This is a genomic window from Streptomyces sp. NPDC014891, from assembly GCF_043081085.1.
In the GTDB taxonomy this organism is placed as follows: domain Bacteria; phylum Actinomycetota; class Actinomycetes; order Streptomycetales; family Streptomycetaceae; genus Streptomyces.
Genome location: NZ_JBIBWF010000009.1, coordinates 123205 through 138824 on the forward strand (window position 1 = coordinate 123205; position 15620 = coordinate 138824).

General features: G+C 73.0%; 13 protein-coding genes. 8 read left to right on the plus strand and 5 right to left on the minus strand.

Going from position 1 to position 15620, the window contains the following annotated elements:
• Positions 1-171: 171 nt before the first annotated feature.
• Entirely contained in the window at positions 172-3711 is a 3540-nt protein-coding gene (gene dnaE, locus ACF09E_RS25165; protein WP_392207249.1) for a DNA polymerase III subunit alpha, read from the plus strand.
• A gap of 109 nt (positions 3712-3820) precedes the next feature.
• Here the strand turns inward: dnaE and ACF09E_RS25170 are convergent, their stop codons facing one another.
• Positions 3821-3994, minus strand: coding sequence for a hypothetical protein (locus ACF09E_RS25170; protein ID WP_167346844.1), 174 nt, complete (start codon positions 3992-3994; stop codon positions 3821-3823).
• Between the two features lie 216 nt (positions 3995-4210).
• Here ACF09E_RS25170 and ACF09E_RS25175 point away from each other — a divergent pair, with 216 nt between their 5' ends.
• From ACF09E_RS25175 to ACF09E_RS25190, 4 genes are all read left to right on the plus strand, one after another.
• Positions 4211-5548, plus strand: coding sequence for an NYN domain-containing protein (locus tag ACF09E_RS25175; RefSeq protein WP_392207251.1), 1338 nt, complete (start codon positions 4211-4213; stop codon positions 5546-5548).
• A gap of 20 nt (positions 5549-5568) precedes the next feature.
• Complete coding sequence (locus ACF09E_RS25180) at positions 5569-6540, plus strand: ABC transporter ATP-binding protein (RefSeq protein ID WP_392207618.1); 972 nt, start codon at positions 5569-5571, stop codon at positions 6538-6540.
• Positions 6541-6638: 98 nt separating this feature from the next.
• Complete coding sequence (locus tag ACF09E_RS25185; RefSeq protein WP_392042300.1) at positions 6639-7472, plus strand: ABC transporter permease; 834 nt, start codon at positions 6639-6641, stop codon at positions 7470-7472.
• A gap of 34 nt (positions 7473-7506) precedes the next feature.
• On the plus strand, positions 7507-8148 hold the full coding sequence (locus tag ACF09E_RS25190; protein ID WP_392207253.1) for a DUF2567 domain-containing protein: 642 nt from the start codon (positions 7507-7509) through the stop codon (positions 8146-8148).
• 72 nt (positions 8149-8220) lie between these two features.
• Here the strand turns inward: ACF09E_RS25190 and ybaK are convergent, their stop codons facing one another.
• The 4 genes from ybaK to ACF09E_RS25210 all read right to left on the minus strand — a co-directional run bounded on the left by ybaK (position 8221) and on the right by ACF09E_RS25210 (position 12364).
• A complete protein-coding gene (gene ybaK, locus ACF09E_RS25195) occupies positions 8221-8718 on the minus strand; it encodes a Cys-tRNA(Pro) deacylase (protein WP_392207255.1) in 498 nt (165 codons plus the stop codon).
• 14 nt (positions 8719-8732) lie between these two features.
• Positions 8733-9470, minus strand: coding sequence for an LON peptidase substrate-binding domain-containing protein (locus tag ACF09E_RS25200; RefSeq protein ID WP_361852798.1), 738 nt, complete (start codon positions 9468-9470; stop codon positions 8733-8735).
• Positions 9471-9480: 10 nt separating this feature from the next.
• Entirely contained in the window at positions 9481-10533 is a 1053-nt protein-coding gene (locus ACF09E_RS25205; RefSeq protein WP_392207257.1) for a hypothetical protein, read from the minus strand.
• 226 nt (positions 10534-10759) lie between these two features.
• Positions 10760-12364 carry an oxidoreductase gene (locus ACF09E_RS25210; protein WP_392207259.1) on the minus strand — a complete coding sequence of 535 codons (1605 nt, stop codon included), beginning with the start codon at positions 12362-12364 and terminating at the stop codon, positions 10760-10762.
• Between the two features lie 213 nt (positions 12365-12577).
• On the opposite strand from ACF09E_RS25210, the gene hisD reads away from it, so the two are divergent.
• Genes hisD through hisB form a run of 3 tightly spaced genes read left to right on the plus strand, consistent with a single transcriptional unit; the run spans position 12578 to position 15620 of the window.
• A complete protein-coding gene (gene hisD / locus ACF09E_RS25215; RefSeq protein ID WP_392207261.1) occupies positions 12578-13921 on the plus strand; it encodes a histidinol dehydrogenase in 1344 nt (447 codons plus the stop codon).
• The gene (locus ACF09E_RS25220; protein WP_392207263.1) at positions 13918-15030 is read left to right on the plus strand and encodes a histidinol-phosphate transaminase; all 1113 of its coding nucleotides are present in this window, start codon (positions 13918-13920) and stop codon (positions 15028-15030) included. The genes hisD and ACF09E_RS25220 overlap by 4 nt, the downstream gene beginning before the upstream one ends.
• Positions 15027-15620, plus strand: coding sequence for an imidazoleglycerol-phosphate dehydratase HisB (hisB, locus tag ACF09E_RS25225; protein WP_015032911.1), 594 nt, complete (start codon positions 15027-15029; stop codon positions 15618-15620). Before ACF09E_RS25220 ends, hisB begins: the two co-directional genes overlap by 4 nt.

Consider the following 15620-nt stretch of genomic DNA (forward strand, 5'->3'; position numbering starts at 1 on the left):
GGACGTGCTGGAAGAATGTTCACGACAATTGGGACGGGCGTTCCGTGTCTCTCAACGCGCGACCCTAGCCGCGAGTGCCCGCCGACTGTCACTCCGGAGACGTAGACTTCCACGCTGTCCCCCCAGACTGCCCGCAGCCTGTCGACTCCCGTTCTCCGGAGGCCTCCCGCCGTGACCAAGCCGCCCTTCACGCACCTCCACGTCCACACCCAGTACTCGCTGCTGGACGGTGCCGCGCGGCTGAAGGACATGTTCAACGCGTGCAACGAGATGGGCATGACCCACATCGCGATGTCCGACCACGGCAACCTGCACGGGGCGTACGACTTCTTCCACTCGGCGAAGAAGGCCGGGGTGACGCCGATCATCGGCATCGAGGCCTACGTCGCCCCCGAGTCCCGGCGGAACAAGCGGAAGATCCAGTGGGGGCAGCCGCACCAGAAGCGGGACGACGTCTCGGGTTCCGGCGGCTACACCCACAAGACGATCTGGGCGGCGAACTCCACCGGCCTCCACAACCTCTTCAAGCTCTCCTCCGACGCCTACGCCGAGGGGTGGCTGCAGAAGTGGCCCCGGATGGACAAGGAGACCATCTCCCAGTGGTCGGAGGGGCTCATCGCCTCCACCGGCTGCCCCTCCGGAGAGCTCCAGACCCGGCTCCGCCTCGGCCAGTTCGACGAGGCCCTGAAGTCCGCCTCCGAGTACCAGGACATCTTCGGCAAGGACCGGTACTTCCTGGAGCTCATGGACCACGGCATCGAGATCGAGCGCCGGGTCCGGGACGGGCTCCTGGAGATCGGCAAGAAGCTCGGCATCCCGCCGCTGGTCACCAACGACTCGCACTACACGTACGCGCACGAGTCGACCGCGCACGACGCCCTGCTCTGCATCCAGACCGGCAAGAACCTCTCCGACCCGGACCGCTTCCGCTTCGACGGCACCGGCTACTACCTGAAGACCACGGACGAGATGTACGCCATCGACTCCTCGGACGCCTGGCAGGAGGGCTGCCGCAACACCCTCCTGGTCGCGGAGCAGATCAACACCGACGGCATGTTCGTCGAGAAGAACCTCATGCCGAAGTTCGAGATCCCGGAGGGGTTCACCGAGGTCACCTGGTTCCGCGAGGAGACCATGCGGGGCATGCACCGCCGGTTCCCCGGCGGCATCCCGGACGACCGCCTGAAGCAGGTCGAGTACGAGATGGACACGATCATCTCGATGGGCTTCCCCGGCTACTTCCTCGTGGTCGCCGACTTCATCATGTGGGCGAAGGCGCAGGGCATCGCGGTGGGCCCCGGCCGAGGCTCCGCTGCCGGTTCCATCGTCGCGTACGCCATGGGCATCACCGACCTCGACCCGATCCCGCACGGACTGATCTTCGAGCGCTTCCTCAATCCCGAGCGCATCTCGATGCCCGATGTCGACATCGACTTCGACGAGCGCCGGCGCGTCGAGGTCATCCGGTACGTGACGGAGAAGTACGGCTCCGACAAGGTCGCCATGATCGGCACCTACGGCAAGATCAAGGCGAAGAACGCCATCAAGGACTCCGCGCGTGTCCTCGGCTACCCCTACGCCATGGGCGACCGGCTCACCAAGGCCATGCCCGCCGACGTCCTCGGCAAGGGCATCGACCTCAACGGCATCACCGACCCCTCGCACCCGCGGTACAGCGAGGCCGGCGAGATCCGCGCGATGTACGAGAACGAGCCCGACGTCAAGAAGGTCATCGACACCGCGCGGGGCGTCGAGGGCCTGGTCCGGCAGATGGGCGTGCACGCGGCCGGCGTGATCATGTCCAGCGAGCCCATCGTCGAGCACGCGCCGATCTGGGTGCGCCACACCGACGGCGTGACCATCACGCAGTGGGACTACCCCCAGTGCGAGTCGCTCGGCCTGATCAAGATGGACTTCCTGGGCCTCAGGAACCTCACGATCATGGACGACGCCGTCAAGATGGTGAAGGCCAACAAGGGCATCGACCTGGACCTGCTGGCCCTGCCGCTGGACGACCCCAAGACGTACGAACTGCTCTGCCGGGGTGACACCCTCGGCGTCTTCCAGTTCGACGGCGGCCCCATGCGCTCGCTGCTGCGGCTGATGAAGCCCGACAACTTCGAAGACATCTCCGCCGTGTCCGCCCTGTACCGGCCGGGCCCGATGGGCATGAACTCGCACACGAACTACGCCCTGCGCAAGAACAAGCAGCAGGAGATCACCCCGATCCACCCCGAGCTGGAGAAGCCGCTCGAAGAGGTGCTCGCGGTCACCTACGGCCTGATCGTCTACCAGGAGCAGGTGCAGAAGGCCGCCCAGATCATCGCCGGCTACTCGCTGGGCGAGGCCGACATCCTGCGCCGCGTCATGGGCAAGAAGAAGCCCGAGGAGCTGGCGAAGAACTTCACGATCTTCCAGGCGGGCGCCCGCAAGAACGACTTCAGCGACGAGGCGATCCAGGCGCTCTGGGACGTCCTGGTCCCCTTCGCCGGCTACGCCTTCAACAAGGCGCACTCGGCCGCGTACGGCCTGGTCTCCTACTGGACCGCCTACCTCAAGGCGAACTACCCCGCCGAGTACATGGCGGGTCTGCTCACCTCGGTCAAGGACGACAAGGACAAGTCCGCCGTCTACCTCAACGAGTGCCGCCGCATGGGCATCAAGGTGCTCCCGCCGAACGTGAACGAGTCCGAGTCGAACTTCGCCGCCCAGGGCGACGACGTGATCCTCTTCGGCCTCTCCGCCGTGCGGAACGTCGGCACCAACGTCGTCGAGTCGATCATCAGGTCGCGCAAGGCGAAGGGGAAGTACTCCTCCTTCCCCGACTTCCTCGACAAGGTCGAGGCCGTCGTCTGCAACAAGCGGACCATCGAGTCGCTGATCAAGGCCGGCGCCTTCGACGAGATGGGCCACACCCGCAAGGGCATGGTCGCCCACCACGAGCCGATGATCGACAACGTGGTCGCGGTCAAGCGCAAGGAGGCCGAGGGACAGTTCGACCTCTTCGGCGGCATGGGCGAGGAGACGAGCGACGAGCCCGGCTTCGGCCTCGACGTCGAGTTCTCCGACGTCGAGTGGGAGAAGTCCTACCTGCTCGCCCAGGAGCGCGAGATGCTCGGCCTGTACGTCTCCGACCACCCGCTCTTCGGCATCGAGCACATCCTGTCCGACAAGACGGACGCGGCGATCTCCCAGCTCACCGGCGGCGAGCACGCCGACGGCGCGGTCGTCACCATCGGCGGCATCATCTCCGGCCTCCAGCGGAAGATGACCAAGCAGGGCAACGCCTGGGCCATCGCCACCGTCGAGGACCTGGCCGGCTCCATCGAGTGCATGTTCTTCCCGGCCACCTACCAGCTGGTGTCCACCCAGCTCGTCGAGGACACGGTCGTCTTCGTGAAGGGCCGCCTCGACAAGCGGGAGGACGTGCCCCGGCTCGTCGCGATGGAGCTGATGGTCCCCGACGTGTCGAACGCCGGGACCAACGCGCCGGTGATCCTCACCATCCCCACCGTCAAGGTGACCCCGCCGATGGTCACCCGGCTCGGCGAGATCCTGCGCCACCACAAGGGCAACACCGAGGTGCGGATCAAGCTGCAGGGCCCCCGGACCACGACCGTGCTGCGGCTCGACCGGCACCGGGTCCAGGCCGACCCGGCCCTCTTCGGCGACCTGAAGGTCCTGCTCGGCCCGTCCTGCCTGGCCGGCTGACCGCGCGGGGACTCCCGGACACGCGCAAGGGGCGCGCGGGGTCTCCCGGACACGCGCAAGGGGCGCGCCCGTCGTCACGGGCGCGCCCCTTTGCCGTACGCGAAGGCCGTCAGTTGTGGCCGAAGCGCTTCTGGCGGCCCTTGCGGGCGACGTCGCTCGGCAGCACCTGCGACGCCCGCTGCGAGGCCTCGGACTCCATCGCCGACTGCTGCGCCTGCTGGGCGCCGCGCTCGGCCGGCGACTGCTGCTTCTGACTGCGGTTCTGGTTGCGGTTCTTGGCCATGGGGATGCCTCCTCAAAGGGACCTAGGGACCAGGGCCGCTGTCAGACTCACATAGCGGACGAACCGCCGCATTTTGGATCATTACCGAGCGTCAGGCTCCGGGGAGCGTGACTTCCGCCACGCCGATGATCCAGTTCCGGCCGTCGAGCCCCCGCCCTTCGGGCAGACTCGAAGGAGATCCGAAGCAACTTCCGATCCCGAGGTTCCCGAAAGAGGGTGGAACACGTGGACCGCTGCGTCGTCCTGGTGGACGCCGGCTACCTGCTGGGAGCCGCCGCCAGTCTTCTCGCCGGGGAACCGGCCCGCTCCCGGATCACCGTCGACCACGCCGGACTCATCCAGCAGCTGCGCCAACGCGCCGAAGCCGAGACCGCGCTGCCCCTGCTGCGGATCTACTGGTTCGACGGCGCGCCCGACCGGGTGCCCCAGCCCGAGCACCGGAGGCTGCGCGTCATGCCCCGGGTCACCGTCCGGCTGGGCGCCCTGACCCGGAGCGACGGGCGCTGGGCCCAGAAGGGCGTCGACGCGGCGATGCACACCGAGCTCACCGAGCTTGCCCGCAACCGGGCCTGCTCGGACATCGTGCTCGTCACCGGCGACGGCGACCTGCTCCCCGGACTGGTGTCGGCCAAGGAACACGGCGTCGCCGTCCACCTCTGGGCCGTCCAGGCCGCCGACGGCGACTACAACCAGTCCGAGGACCTCGTCGCCGAGGCCGACGAGCGGCGGGTCCTCGACCGGGCCTGGATCACCCGGGCGGTCCGCGCCAAGGACCTCACCGGCATCTGCGCGCCCCCGCCCGCCCCGCGCCCCGAGATCGCCGCCATCCTCTCCGCCCCGCTGCCCGAGGCCGCCCTCGCCGCCTCCGCCGAACGGGCCGCCGAGGCCGCGGCCGCGGCCGGCGCCGCCGGCGAGGCCCCCGCCGCCCACGGCAACGGCCACCCCCACCACGGCGAGGACCGCGCGGGCGGCAACGGGCACCTCCGCGAGGACGACCGCGGCCACGGGCCCGGCGTCCCCGCCCCGCCGGCCGGCAAGGGCGTCCCCACCCCCAAGGACCTGGCGGGGCTCCGCGCCCCCGCCTCCCCGGGAGCCCCGGTGGCCCAGGCGGCCAGCGCCCTCCGCTGGTCCTCCGACCGGGGCTGGGTCGAGCGCCCCGCCGCACCCCTCGGCGAACCCGCCGAGACCGCCTCCCTGCCCACCCTCGCCGCCCTCACCAGCGCCGAGCAGCGCTGGGCGGACCGCGAGGAGGACATCACCACCGTCGGCGGGGACCCCTTCGAGGTCGGGCAGGTGTTCGCCCGGCGGTGGATGGAACGACTTCCCGAGCAGAGCCACGTCCAGAGGCTCTCCACCCTCTACCCGCGCATCCCGCACCGCATCGACGGCGAACTCCTCCGCTACGCGGCCCGATTCGGGCTCCTCGCCCACAAGGACGACCAGATCGACGAACACGACCGCTACGCGATCCGGGCCGGATTCTGGCGCGAGATCGACGTCCGGGCCGCCGCGGAACACGCCCCCGCGCCCGGAGCAGGCCCGGCGACCCCGTAGGCTCTTCCCCCGTGAGTACGGTGTGCGCGGTGCGGGATCTGGTCAAGACGTACCCCGCCACGCGCGGTCGGCGCGGAGCGCCCGCGACACCCGAGGTGCGGGCCACCGACGGGGTCAGTCTCGACGTGCGCGGCGGCGAGATCTTCGGGCTGCTCGGCCCCAACGGCGCGGGCAAGTCGACCCTGGTCCGCCAGCTCACCGGGCTCATGCGCCCTGACTCCGGCAGCGTCCGGCTCCTCGGCCACGACCTCGTGCGCCACCCCGAGCGGGCCTCCCGCCTCCTCGCGTACCTCGGCCAGGAGTCCACCGCCCTCGACGAGCTGACCGTCGCCCTCGCCGCCGAGACCACCGGGCGGCTGCGCGGCCTCGGCGTCCGGGAGGCGCGTGCCGAGCGCGACGCCGTCCTGGAGGAGCTCGGCCTCGGCCCGCTGGCCTCCCGGCCGCTCCGCAGGCTCTCCGGCGGCCAGCGCCGTCTCGCCTGCCTCGCCGCCGCGCTCGTCGGCGAGCGCCCGGTCCTCGTCCTCGACGAGCCCACCACCGGCATGGACCCGGTCGCCCGCCGAGCCGTCTGGGCCGCCGTCGACCGGCGCCGCGCCGAGCACGGCACCACCGTCCTGCTCGTCACCCACAACGTCATCGAGGCCGAGACCGTCCTCGACCGGGTCGCCGTCCTCGACCGCGGCCGGGTCATCGCCTGCGACACGCCCGCCGGACTCAAGGAGCGGGTCGCGGGCGAGGTCCGCGTCGAGCTGGTCTGGCGCGAGTCCGCCCCGCTCCACCTGCCCGAGGTCGCCTCGCTGCGCGAGCTGGCGCAGGAGACGGGCCGGCGCTGGATGCTCCGCCTCGCCCCCGACGAGGCACGGGCCGCCGTCGCCACCGTCACCGGCGGCGCCGCGTTCACCGCGCTCGACGACTTCACCCTCGCCACGCCCAGCCTGGAGGACGTCTACCTGGCGCTGGGCGGCGCGACCGAGGGACTGGTGAAGGCGTGACCCTCCCCGCACCCGCCCCGCCCGACCGGGGAGGCGCACGCGACCCGCGCCCCCCACGGACCGCACGGACCGCACGTCACCCCCAGGAGCTGTACGCAGTGAGCACCGTGCCCGCCGAGACGCTGCCGACCGGCGCGCCCTCCGCCCGGACCCGCGCCCCCGCCGAGGACGAGGCCGCCGCGCCCCTCGCCCCGCGCGCCCGGCTGCTGCCCGCCCTCGCCGCCGTCTACCGCGCGCAGCTCTCCCGCGCCCGGGTCGCCCGCATCCCGCTGCTCTTCGTCGCCACCTTCCAGTCCATCGGGATCATGGTCCTGATGCGCGGGGTCGTCGACGGGGGGTCCGAGGCGCGCGCCGTCGTGGCCGGCTCCACCGTCCTCGTGGTCGCGTTCGTCGCGCTGAACCTGCTCGCCCAGTACTTCGGGCAGCTGCGCGCCACCGGCGGCCTCGACCACTACGCCACGCTGCCCGTGCCGCCCGCCGCCGTCGTGCTGGGCGCCGCCGGAGCGTACGCCTCCTTCACCGTGCCCGGGACCGCCGTCACCGCCGTCGCGGGCTCCCTGCTCTTCGGACTGCCGCTCGGGCACCTCTGGATCCTCGCCGCCGTCGTCCCGCTCGCCGGCGCCGCGCTGGCCGGCCTCGGCGCGGCCCTCGGGCTCCTCGCGCCCCGCCAGGAGCTGGCCACCCTCCTCGGCCAGCTCGGCATGTCCGCGGCGCTGCTCCTCGGCGTCCTCCCGGCGGAGCGGCTGCCGGAGCCCATCGGCTGGGCCCGGGACCTGCTGCCGTCGACGTACGGCGTGGAGGCCATGGCCCGCACCTTCGAGCCAGGTCCCGACTGGGCGGCCGTCGCCCTCGACCTGGCCGTGTGCGGGGTCGTCGGCGTGGTCTCGCTGGCCGTGGCCACCTGGGCGTACCGCCGGGCCGCCGTCCGCTGAGGCGGGCCACCGGCACACCTGGCACGATGGCGGGGTGACCGCACCCCTGACTCCGCCTCACCAGCCCTCGTCGCACGACCCCGACTGGCCCCCGCCGCCCCCGCCGCCGTCCGGCCCGGCCGGCGACCGGATCACGGCCGCCGAGGTCCTGCAGGGCGTCCTGGCGACCCTCGTCTCGGCGATCGCCGGAGCGGTGCTCGGGGTGCTGTGGCTGAACCTGGCCCCGCGGGTGCTGCTCATCTCGGACGGCAAGGGCGTCTACCTCCGGAACTCGGAGGGCGAGACGGCCATCGGCGCCGACGGAACGTTCGTCCTGCTCGCCCTGGCCTTCGGCGCGGTCGCCGCGCTCGTCGTCTTCCTGCTGCGCCGCCGGGGCGGGGTCCCGCTGGTGCTCGGCCTCGCGCTCGGCGGCGTCCTGGGCTCCCTGCTCGCCTGGGGCCTCGGCACCTACTTCGGTCCGACGAGCGACGTGGTCGCCCACGCGAAGGCGGTCGGCCCGAACGTCACCTTCGAGGCGCCGCTGGAACTGAACCTCGGCGCCGCCGCGATGCTCGCCTGGCCGCTCGCCGCGATGATCGTGCACCTGGCGCTGACGGCCGCCTTCGGCCCGCGCGACGCGGAGCCCGAGCCGTGGGACCAGCCCACGGCGTACACCCGGGGACCCGGCCGGAGCTGACGCACCGGACGGCGTGCCGTGCGGGCCGGGCCACCGCCGGGCCCGTACGCCCGGCGCCCCGCCGCCCGCCCCTCAGGTGCGGCCGATGGGGGCCACGACCGCCGAGGTGAGCGCGGCCAGATCGGCGGGGGAGAGCTCCACCTCCAGGCCGCGCCGGCCCGCCGAGATGCAGATGGACGCGTGGTCCGAGGCCGAGGCGTCGAGGACCGTGCGCAGCCGCTTGCGCTGACCCAGCGGGGAGATCCCGCCCCGCACGTAGCCCGTGGTGCGCTCGGCCGCCGCCGGATCGGCCATCGCCGCGCGCTTGCCGCCGACCGCCGAGGCCAGGGCCTTCAGGTCGAGCTGTCCCGCGACCGGGACCACCGCGACCGTCAGTTCGCCGTCGACGTCCGCCACCAGGGTCTTGAAGACCCGGTCCGGGGAGACGCCGAGCGCCTCGGCCGCCTCCTCGCCGTACGAGGGGGAGGCCGGGTCGTGCTCGTAGGCGTGCAGCGTGAACGGGGTGCCGGCGGCCGTCAGGGCCACCGTCGCCGGCGTGCCGCCGCTGTTCTTCCTCTGCTTCTTCGCCACGCGCGCGCTCTTCCTCAGTTCGGGTAGGTCGGGGCCTGCGTCAGGTCCACCACCGGCAGCGAGGGCAGATGGCGGATGACCGCCGTCTCCGCGCGCAGCAGCGTCAGCTCCTCGCGCAGCCGGGTCGCCGTGTCCGGGGCCTGGAGCAGCCGCTGCTTCGACGGAGTGTCGAGCACCGCGGCCGCCGCGACCAGGTACGACACCACCGACGGGTCGTCCGGCAGCTCGCTCGTCGTCAGGGACCGCTCCCGGGCTCCGGCCAGCCGCTTCTGGTAGCTGCGGAAGGCCCGCAGCACCCCCTCGGAGAGGCTGCCGGCCTCCTCGCCCTGCTCCTCGGGCAGCTCCTCGACCTCGGCGACCAGGAACGGCCCGCTCGCGTCGACGGAGAGCAGCTTCACCCGGGTGGTGCCGGTGGCCGTCACCTCGAAGCTGCCGTCGGCGCGCTCCCGGATCTGCACGGCGTCCGCGACGCAGCCGACCCGGTGGAAGGCCTGGATGGGGTCGGGGCCGAAGCCGGCCGCCGGACCCTTCTCCGGCAGCGCCGTCTGGTCCGGCATGCCGGGGGCCGTCGGGGCGACCTCGCGGCCGTCGCGGATGGCGACGACGGCGAAGCGGCGCGGCTCCGAGTCGTCGATCGCGAGCAGCTCGCGCATCATGGCGCGATAACGCTCCTCGAAGACGTTCAGCGGCAGCACGAGGCCCGGGAACAGCACCGCGTTGAGCGGGAAGAGAGGCAGGCGAGCGGTGGTCACAGCGGTCAGCCTAGTGGCCGCCGGGCCCGCCCCGTCGTGCCCGTCCCCGTCCGGTCTCCCAGAGGGGCGTACGACGGGCCAGTTCGGTCCTCACCGTGTCCCGCGCGGCGAGGAACCGGCGCAGCGGGTCCTCGCCCCCGGCACCCCGCCCGCCACCCGGCGCGGACCCCCACGGGAAGGAGGTCGCGTGGGCCCCGATCCGGCCGAACTCCGCCCGCGCGTCCTCCCACCGCGCCCGCTCCACCAGCACGTACGCGAGCAGGTTGCGGACCTCGGCGGGCCACGGGTCGCCGCCCGGGAAGACCTCCGACAGGGCGAGCGCCCGGTCGGCCGCCCGGTCGATCCGCGCCTCCGGCACGGCGGGCTCCCGGTCCGGCGGCACCCGGAGCCGGTCGTAGGCGGCCCGGACCGGCAGCGCGCGGACGAGCGAGTCCGGCGCGGCGTCGTCGGCGGCCTGCTCGGCGAAGTCGAGGGCGGCGCGGTGCGAGCCGTACCACTGCGCGGACAGGTACTTGAGCGCCGCGACGTGGCAGCCGTAGTGGTGCGGCGAGCGGCGCACCGCCTGCTCCCAGAGGGACTCGAAGACCGCGGGGCGGGCGTGCGCCCCGCGCGCGTGGTCCAGGGCGAGGCGCCAGGGCACCGGGTCGTGCGGCGCCTCCTCGGCCATCGTCCGGATCAGCGGACCCAGCTCGCGCAGCCGCTCGGCCCGGGCGGGCGACTCCCAGGCCCGGCGGACGGAGAGCTGCGCGGTGACGAGCAGGGCGTCGGGGTCGCGGGGCGCGACACAGAGCCAGTGGGTCAGCCAGTCGTCCCTGTGGTACGCGAAGGCGGCGAGCCGGGTGACGTACCGATCGCGGTCCTCCCACTCGCCGCAGTCCCGGGTCGTGGCGAGCAGCTTCGCCGCGGGCTCCGGATCGGCCAGCGCGGCGGCGACCAGGGCGGGGCCGAGCCGGTCGTCCGGGGCGTCGAGCAGCACGTCGTCGTCCGGCACGGACCCGGCGGCGAGCCGCGGGGCGTGCCGGGCCGAACGAGCGGCGCCGATCAGGGCACAGAGAAAGGACATGGTGTGACGTATTGTCTCCCGCCCACCGCCCCCTCGGCAGCCGGTCTCACGGCCCGCTCACCAAACCTTCGCGCCCCCACGCCCGGACCACACCGATCCTTCGCCGCTCCGCCTCCCGGGCGGCCCGGCGGCCGCCCGGCCTCCCCGGATCCTCCCCGAACGGAGCCGCGGCGGCCGCTCCCGCGACCCCGCGGGAGGCGGCCCGGCCCGGTCCCCGCGGCCCGCCTCACCCCCTGCTCAGGAGCCGGGTCGCGCCCGCCGCCACCGTCGTCGCCAGGATCCAGCCCAGCAGGATCAGCACCGCCGCCGCCCACTGCCAGATCCCCTCCAGGCGCCAGTAGCCGTCCTGGCCGAGATTGATCACCGGGAGCAGCAGGTCCAGCGCGTACAGCGGGCCGTTCCACTCGGGGGCCTCCTCCGCCTTCAGCGGGATCGGCCGGTAGTGGGAGAAGGCGACCGTGCCGGCCGCCCACAGGACCGCCATCCACAGCGCCGCCCGCCCCGGCCGGTAGCCGTAGGCCACGGTCCAGTCCTGGAGGTGGCCCCAGAGCTTCCCCGCCACCGGCAGGGTCTCCCGTCTGCGCCGCTGCTTGGCCAGCAGCACCTCGCGGGCGTCGGCGTCCTCCCCGCTGGCGCGCAGCACCGTCGCCAGGCGTTCGTAGGGCTCGGGGGCGTACTCCGGGGTCGCGGCCGCCACCCACTCCAGGCGCCGGGCCAGCGGGAAGTGCCCGTACGGCACGAGGTTCTCGTAGGCGAAGCCGCCCATCGCGAGACCGCCGGGCCCCGGCCAGCTGGTCGACAGGTCGATGAGGGTGACGACCTTCGCGCCGTTGAGCACGACGCGGCCCTCCTCCGGCCGCTCGCCGTTGAAGCGGAGCTCGGGGGTGACGATCCGGCGCAGCGACACCTCCTCGCGGCGCGCCCCGCTCAGCAGGAACCGGGCGTGGTGCAGGTCCACCGCGTCCCCGAAGCGGCCGTCGTCGAGGCGCACCCCGCCGTGGAACTCGACCGGCCTGCGGTGCGCGCCCTGGGCCGGGGTCACCCCGTACGGCGGGGTGGCCGTGCTCTGCCCCGCGGTGTCCTGCTCCTCGTACACCCAGGCCGCGTTCAGATAGAGCGAGCGCTCCACCGTCAGCTGCGGGGCGTTGAGCGCGCGGCGGCCGAGCGCGCCGCGCAGCACGCTGCCCCGCAGGCTCAGCGACACGCCGATCTTCGCGCCGCGCAGGCTCACCTCCCCGTACGTCTCGATCAGCTCGGCCTGGAGGTCCTGGGCGACCACCATCCCGTCCGCGGTGATGGCCCGGCCGCGCCGGTCCGGCCACACCTGGATCTGGTTGACCAGCAGGTCCGTGCCGATCTGTGCGTCGGTGAGCCGGATGCCCCAGCGCACCCGGCAGCGCGGCAGGTGCAGGTCCCCCTCGGTGTGCAGCCGGGCCGCCTCCAGCCGCGGCAGGGCGCACTCGACCAGCCGCAGCGTGCCGAAGCGGGCCTCCGGCAGCACCACCTCGCCGTCGAACCGGCAGCCGTGCAGCTCCACGTACGGACCTATCGTCCCGCCCGCCAGGTTCAGCACGCCGGTGATCCGCACCCCCCGCAGCTTGAGCGCGGCCACCCGGCCGGACCGGGCCGGCGGTCCGGCGAGCAGCAGCAGCGCCACCACGTCGGCGCGGACGCTCCGCTCCTCCCCCCACTCCCGCCCCCCGAAGGGGTCGTCCCGCTCCGCGACCCCTTCCGTCAGATCACACGTCCTGCCGACGACGAACGCCCGCCACACCGCCCGCTCCGGGCCTGTGAGACCGTCCGGCATCCCGTCCTCGTGCGGCTCGGTCAACGCCGCCCCCTCGCTTTCCACGCTCCGCTCGCACGATTCCGCGACACGTGTCCCGCTGCGTAACCGGGGTCCCGTGGATTCGTACAGCCGTTCTTCCCGCTGAGTGACGGGCTGAACGCTAACGGTCAGGAGTGGCGACAAGACGCCAGTGTGGCCCGTATCAGCCATTGATACGGGCGTCCGGCGCTGTGGGCCGTCTGCGAGAATTGACCCGTGATCTCTCGAATCGATCTGCGCGGCGAGGCCCTCCCCGAGGGTTCCGCCCTGCGCGACCTGCTGCCCCGTGCCGAGTTCGACGTGGAAGCCGCCCTGGAGACGGTGCGGCCGATCTGCGAGGACGTCAGGCATCATGGCGCGGCCGCGGTGATCGACTACGGGGAGAAATTCGACGGCGTCCGCGTCCCGGGCCTCCGCGTCCCCGCCGAGGCGATCGCCCGCGCCCTCGACGAGCTCGACCCGCCCGTCCGCGCCGCCCTGGAGGAGTCCATCCGGCGCGCCCGCCTCGTCCACCGCGAGCAGCGCCGCACCACCCACACCACCCAGGTCGTCCCCGGCGGCACGGTCACCGAGAAGTGGATCCCGGTCGAGCGCGTCGGCCTCTACGTGCCCGGCGGCCGCGCGGTCTACCCGTCCTCCGTCGTCATGAACGTCGTCCCGGCCCAGGAGGCCGGCGTCGAGGGCCTGGCCGTCGCCTCGCCCCCGCAGAAGGAGTTCGGCGGCCTCCCGCACCCGACGATCCTCGCCGCCTGCGCCCTGCTCGGCGTCGACGAGGTGTACGCCGCGGGCGGCGCCCAGGCCGTCGCCATGTTCGCGTACGGAACCGCCGACGGCGCCGACGGCGAGCCCGGCTGCGCCCCCGTCAACCTGGTCACCGGCCCCGGCAACATCTACGTGGCCGCCGCCAAGCGCCTCCTCAAGGGCCGCATCGGCATCGACGCGGAGGCCGGCCCGACGGAGATCGCGATCCTCGCGGACTCCACCGCCGACCCCGTGCACGTCGCCGCCGACCTGATCAGCCAGGCCGAGCACGACCCGATGGCCGCCTCCGTCCTGGTCACCGACTCGGAGGAGCTGGCCGCCGCCACCGAGGCCGAGCTGAAGACCCAGGTCGCCGCCTCCAAGCACGTCGACGACCGGATCGCCCCGGCCCTGGCGGGACGCCAGTCCGCGATCGTCCTCGTCCGCGACCTGGCCGACGGCCTCAAGGTCGTCGACGCGTACGGCGCCGAGCACCTGGAGATCCAGACCCGCGACGCCGCGGCCGTCGCCGACCGCGTCCGCAACGCCGGCGCGATCTTCGTCGGCCCCTGGGCGCCCGTCTCCCTCGGCGACTACTGCGCGGGCTCCAACCACGTCCTGCCCACCGGCGGCTGCGCCTGCCACTCCTCGGGCCTCTCCGTGCAGTCCTTCCTGCGCGGGGTGCACATCGTGGACTACACGCGCGACGCGCTCGCCGACGTGGCCCACCACGTGGTCACCCTCGCCGAGGCCGAGGACCTGCCCGCCCACGGCGCGGCGGTCAAGGCGCGGTTCGGATGGAAGGTCCCCCAGAAGTGACCGAGATCCGGATCGACGACCTCCCCGTCCGGGACGAGCTCCGGGGCAAGTCCCCGTACGGCGCGCCCCAGCTCGACGTGCCCGTCCAGCTGAACACCAACGAGAACCCCTACCCGCTGCCCGAGCCCCTCGTGGCCCGCATCGCGGAGCGGGTCGCCGAGGCCGCCCGCGGCCTCAACCGCTACCCCGACCGGGACGCGGTCGAGCTCCGCACCGAGCTGGCCCGCTACCTCACCCGGACCGGCAAGCACCCGGTCGCCCTGGAGAACGTCTGGGCGGCCAACGGGTCCAACGAGGTCCTCCAGCAGCTGCTGCAGACCTTCGGCGGTCCCGGCCGCACCGCGATCGGCTTCGAGCCCTCGTACTCGATGCACGCGCTGATCGCCCGCGGCACCGGCACCGGCTGGATCTCCGGCCCGCGCAACGAGGACTTCACCGTCGACGTCGAGGCCGCCGCCGCGGCGATCGCCGAGCACCGGCCCGACGTCGTGTTCATCACCTCGCCCAACAACCCCACCGGCACCGCCGTCGCCGCCGAGACCGTCCTCGCCCTGTACGAGGCGGCCCAGGCGGCCAAGCCCTCCGTGGTCGTCGTGGACGAGGCGTACGTGGAGTTCAGCCACCGGGACTCGCTGCTGCCCCTCATCGAGGGCCGCCCGAACCTGGTGGTCTCCCGGACCATGTCCAAGGCCTTCGGCGCCGCCGGACTGCGGCTCGGCTACCTCGCCGCCCACCCGGCCGTCGTCGACGCCGTGCAGCTGGTCCGGCTGCCGTACCACCTCTCGGCCGTCACCCAGGCGACCGCGCTCGCCGCCCTGGAGCACACCGACACCCTCCTCGGGTACGTCGAGCAGCTCAAGGCCGAGCGCGACCGGCTCGTCACCGAGCTGCGCGCCATCGGCTACGAGGTCACCGACTCGGACGCCAACTTCGTGCAGTTCGGGAAGTTCCCCGACACGCACGCGGCCTGGCGGCGGATCCTCGACCGGGGCGTCCTGGTCCGGGACAACGGCGTACCGGGATGGCTGCGGGTCACCGCCGGCACCCCCGAAGAGAACGACGCGTTCCTCGACGCGGTTCGTGAATTGATGAAGGAGCAGGAGCGATGAGCCGCGTAGGCCGCGTAGAGCGCACCACCAAGGAGACCTCCGTCGTCGTCGAGATCGACCTCGACGGAACCGGCAAGGTCGACGTGTCGACCGGGGTCGGCTTCTACGACCACATGCTCGACCAGCTCGGCCGCCACGGCCTCTTCGACCTGACGGTCAAGACCGACGGCGACCTGCACATCGACTCGCACCACACCATCGAGGACACCGCCCTCGCCCTGGGCGCCGCCTTCAAGCAGGCCCTCGGCGACAAGGTCGGCATCTACCGCTTCGGCAACTGCACCGTCCCGCTGGACGAGTCGCTCGCCCAGGTGACCGTCGACCTCTCCGGCCGCCCGTACCTCGTGCACACCGAGCCCGAGAACATGGCGCCGATGATCGGCTCGTACGACACGACGATGACCCGGCACATCTTCGAGTCCTTCGTCGCCCAGGCCCAGATCGCCCTGCACATCCACGTGCCCTACGGGCGCAACGCGCACCACATCGTGGAGTGCCAGTTCAAGGCCTTCGCCCGCGCCCTCCGCTACGCCTCCGAGCGCGACCCGCGCGCCGCCGGAATCCTCCCCTCCACGAAGGGCGCGCTCTGA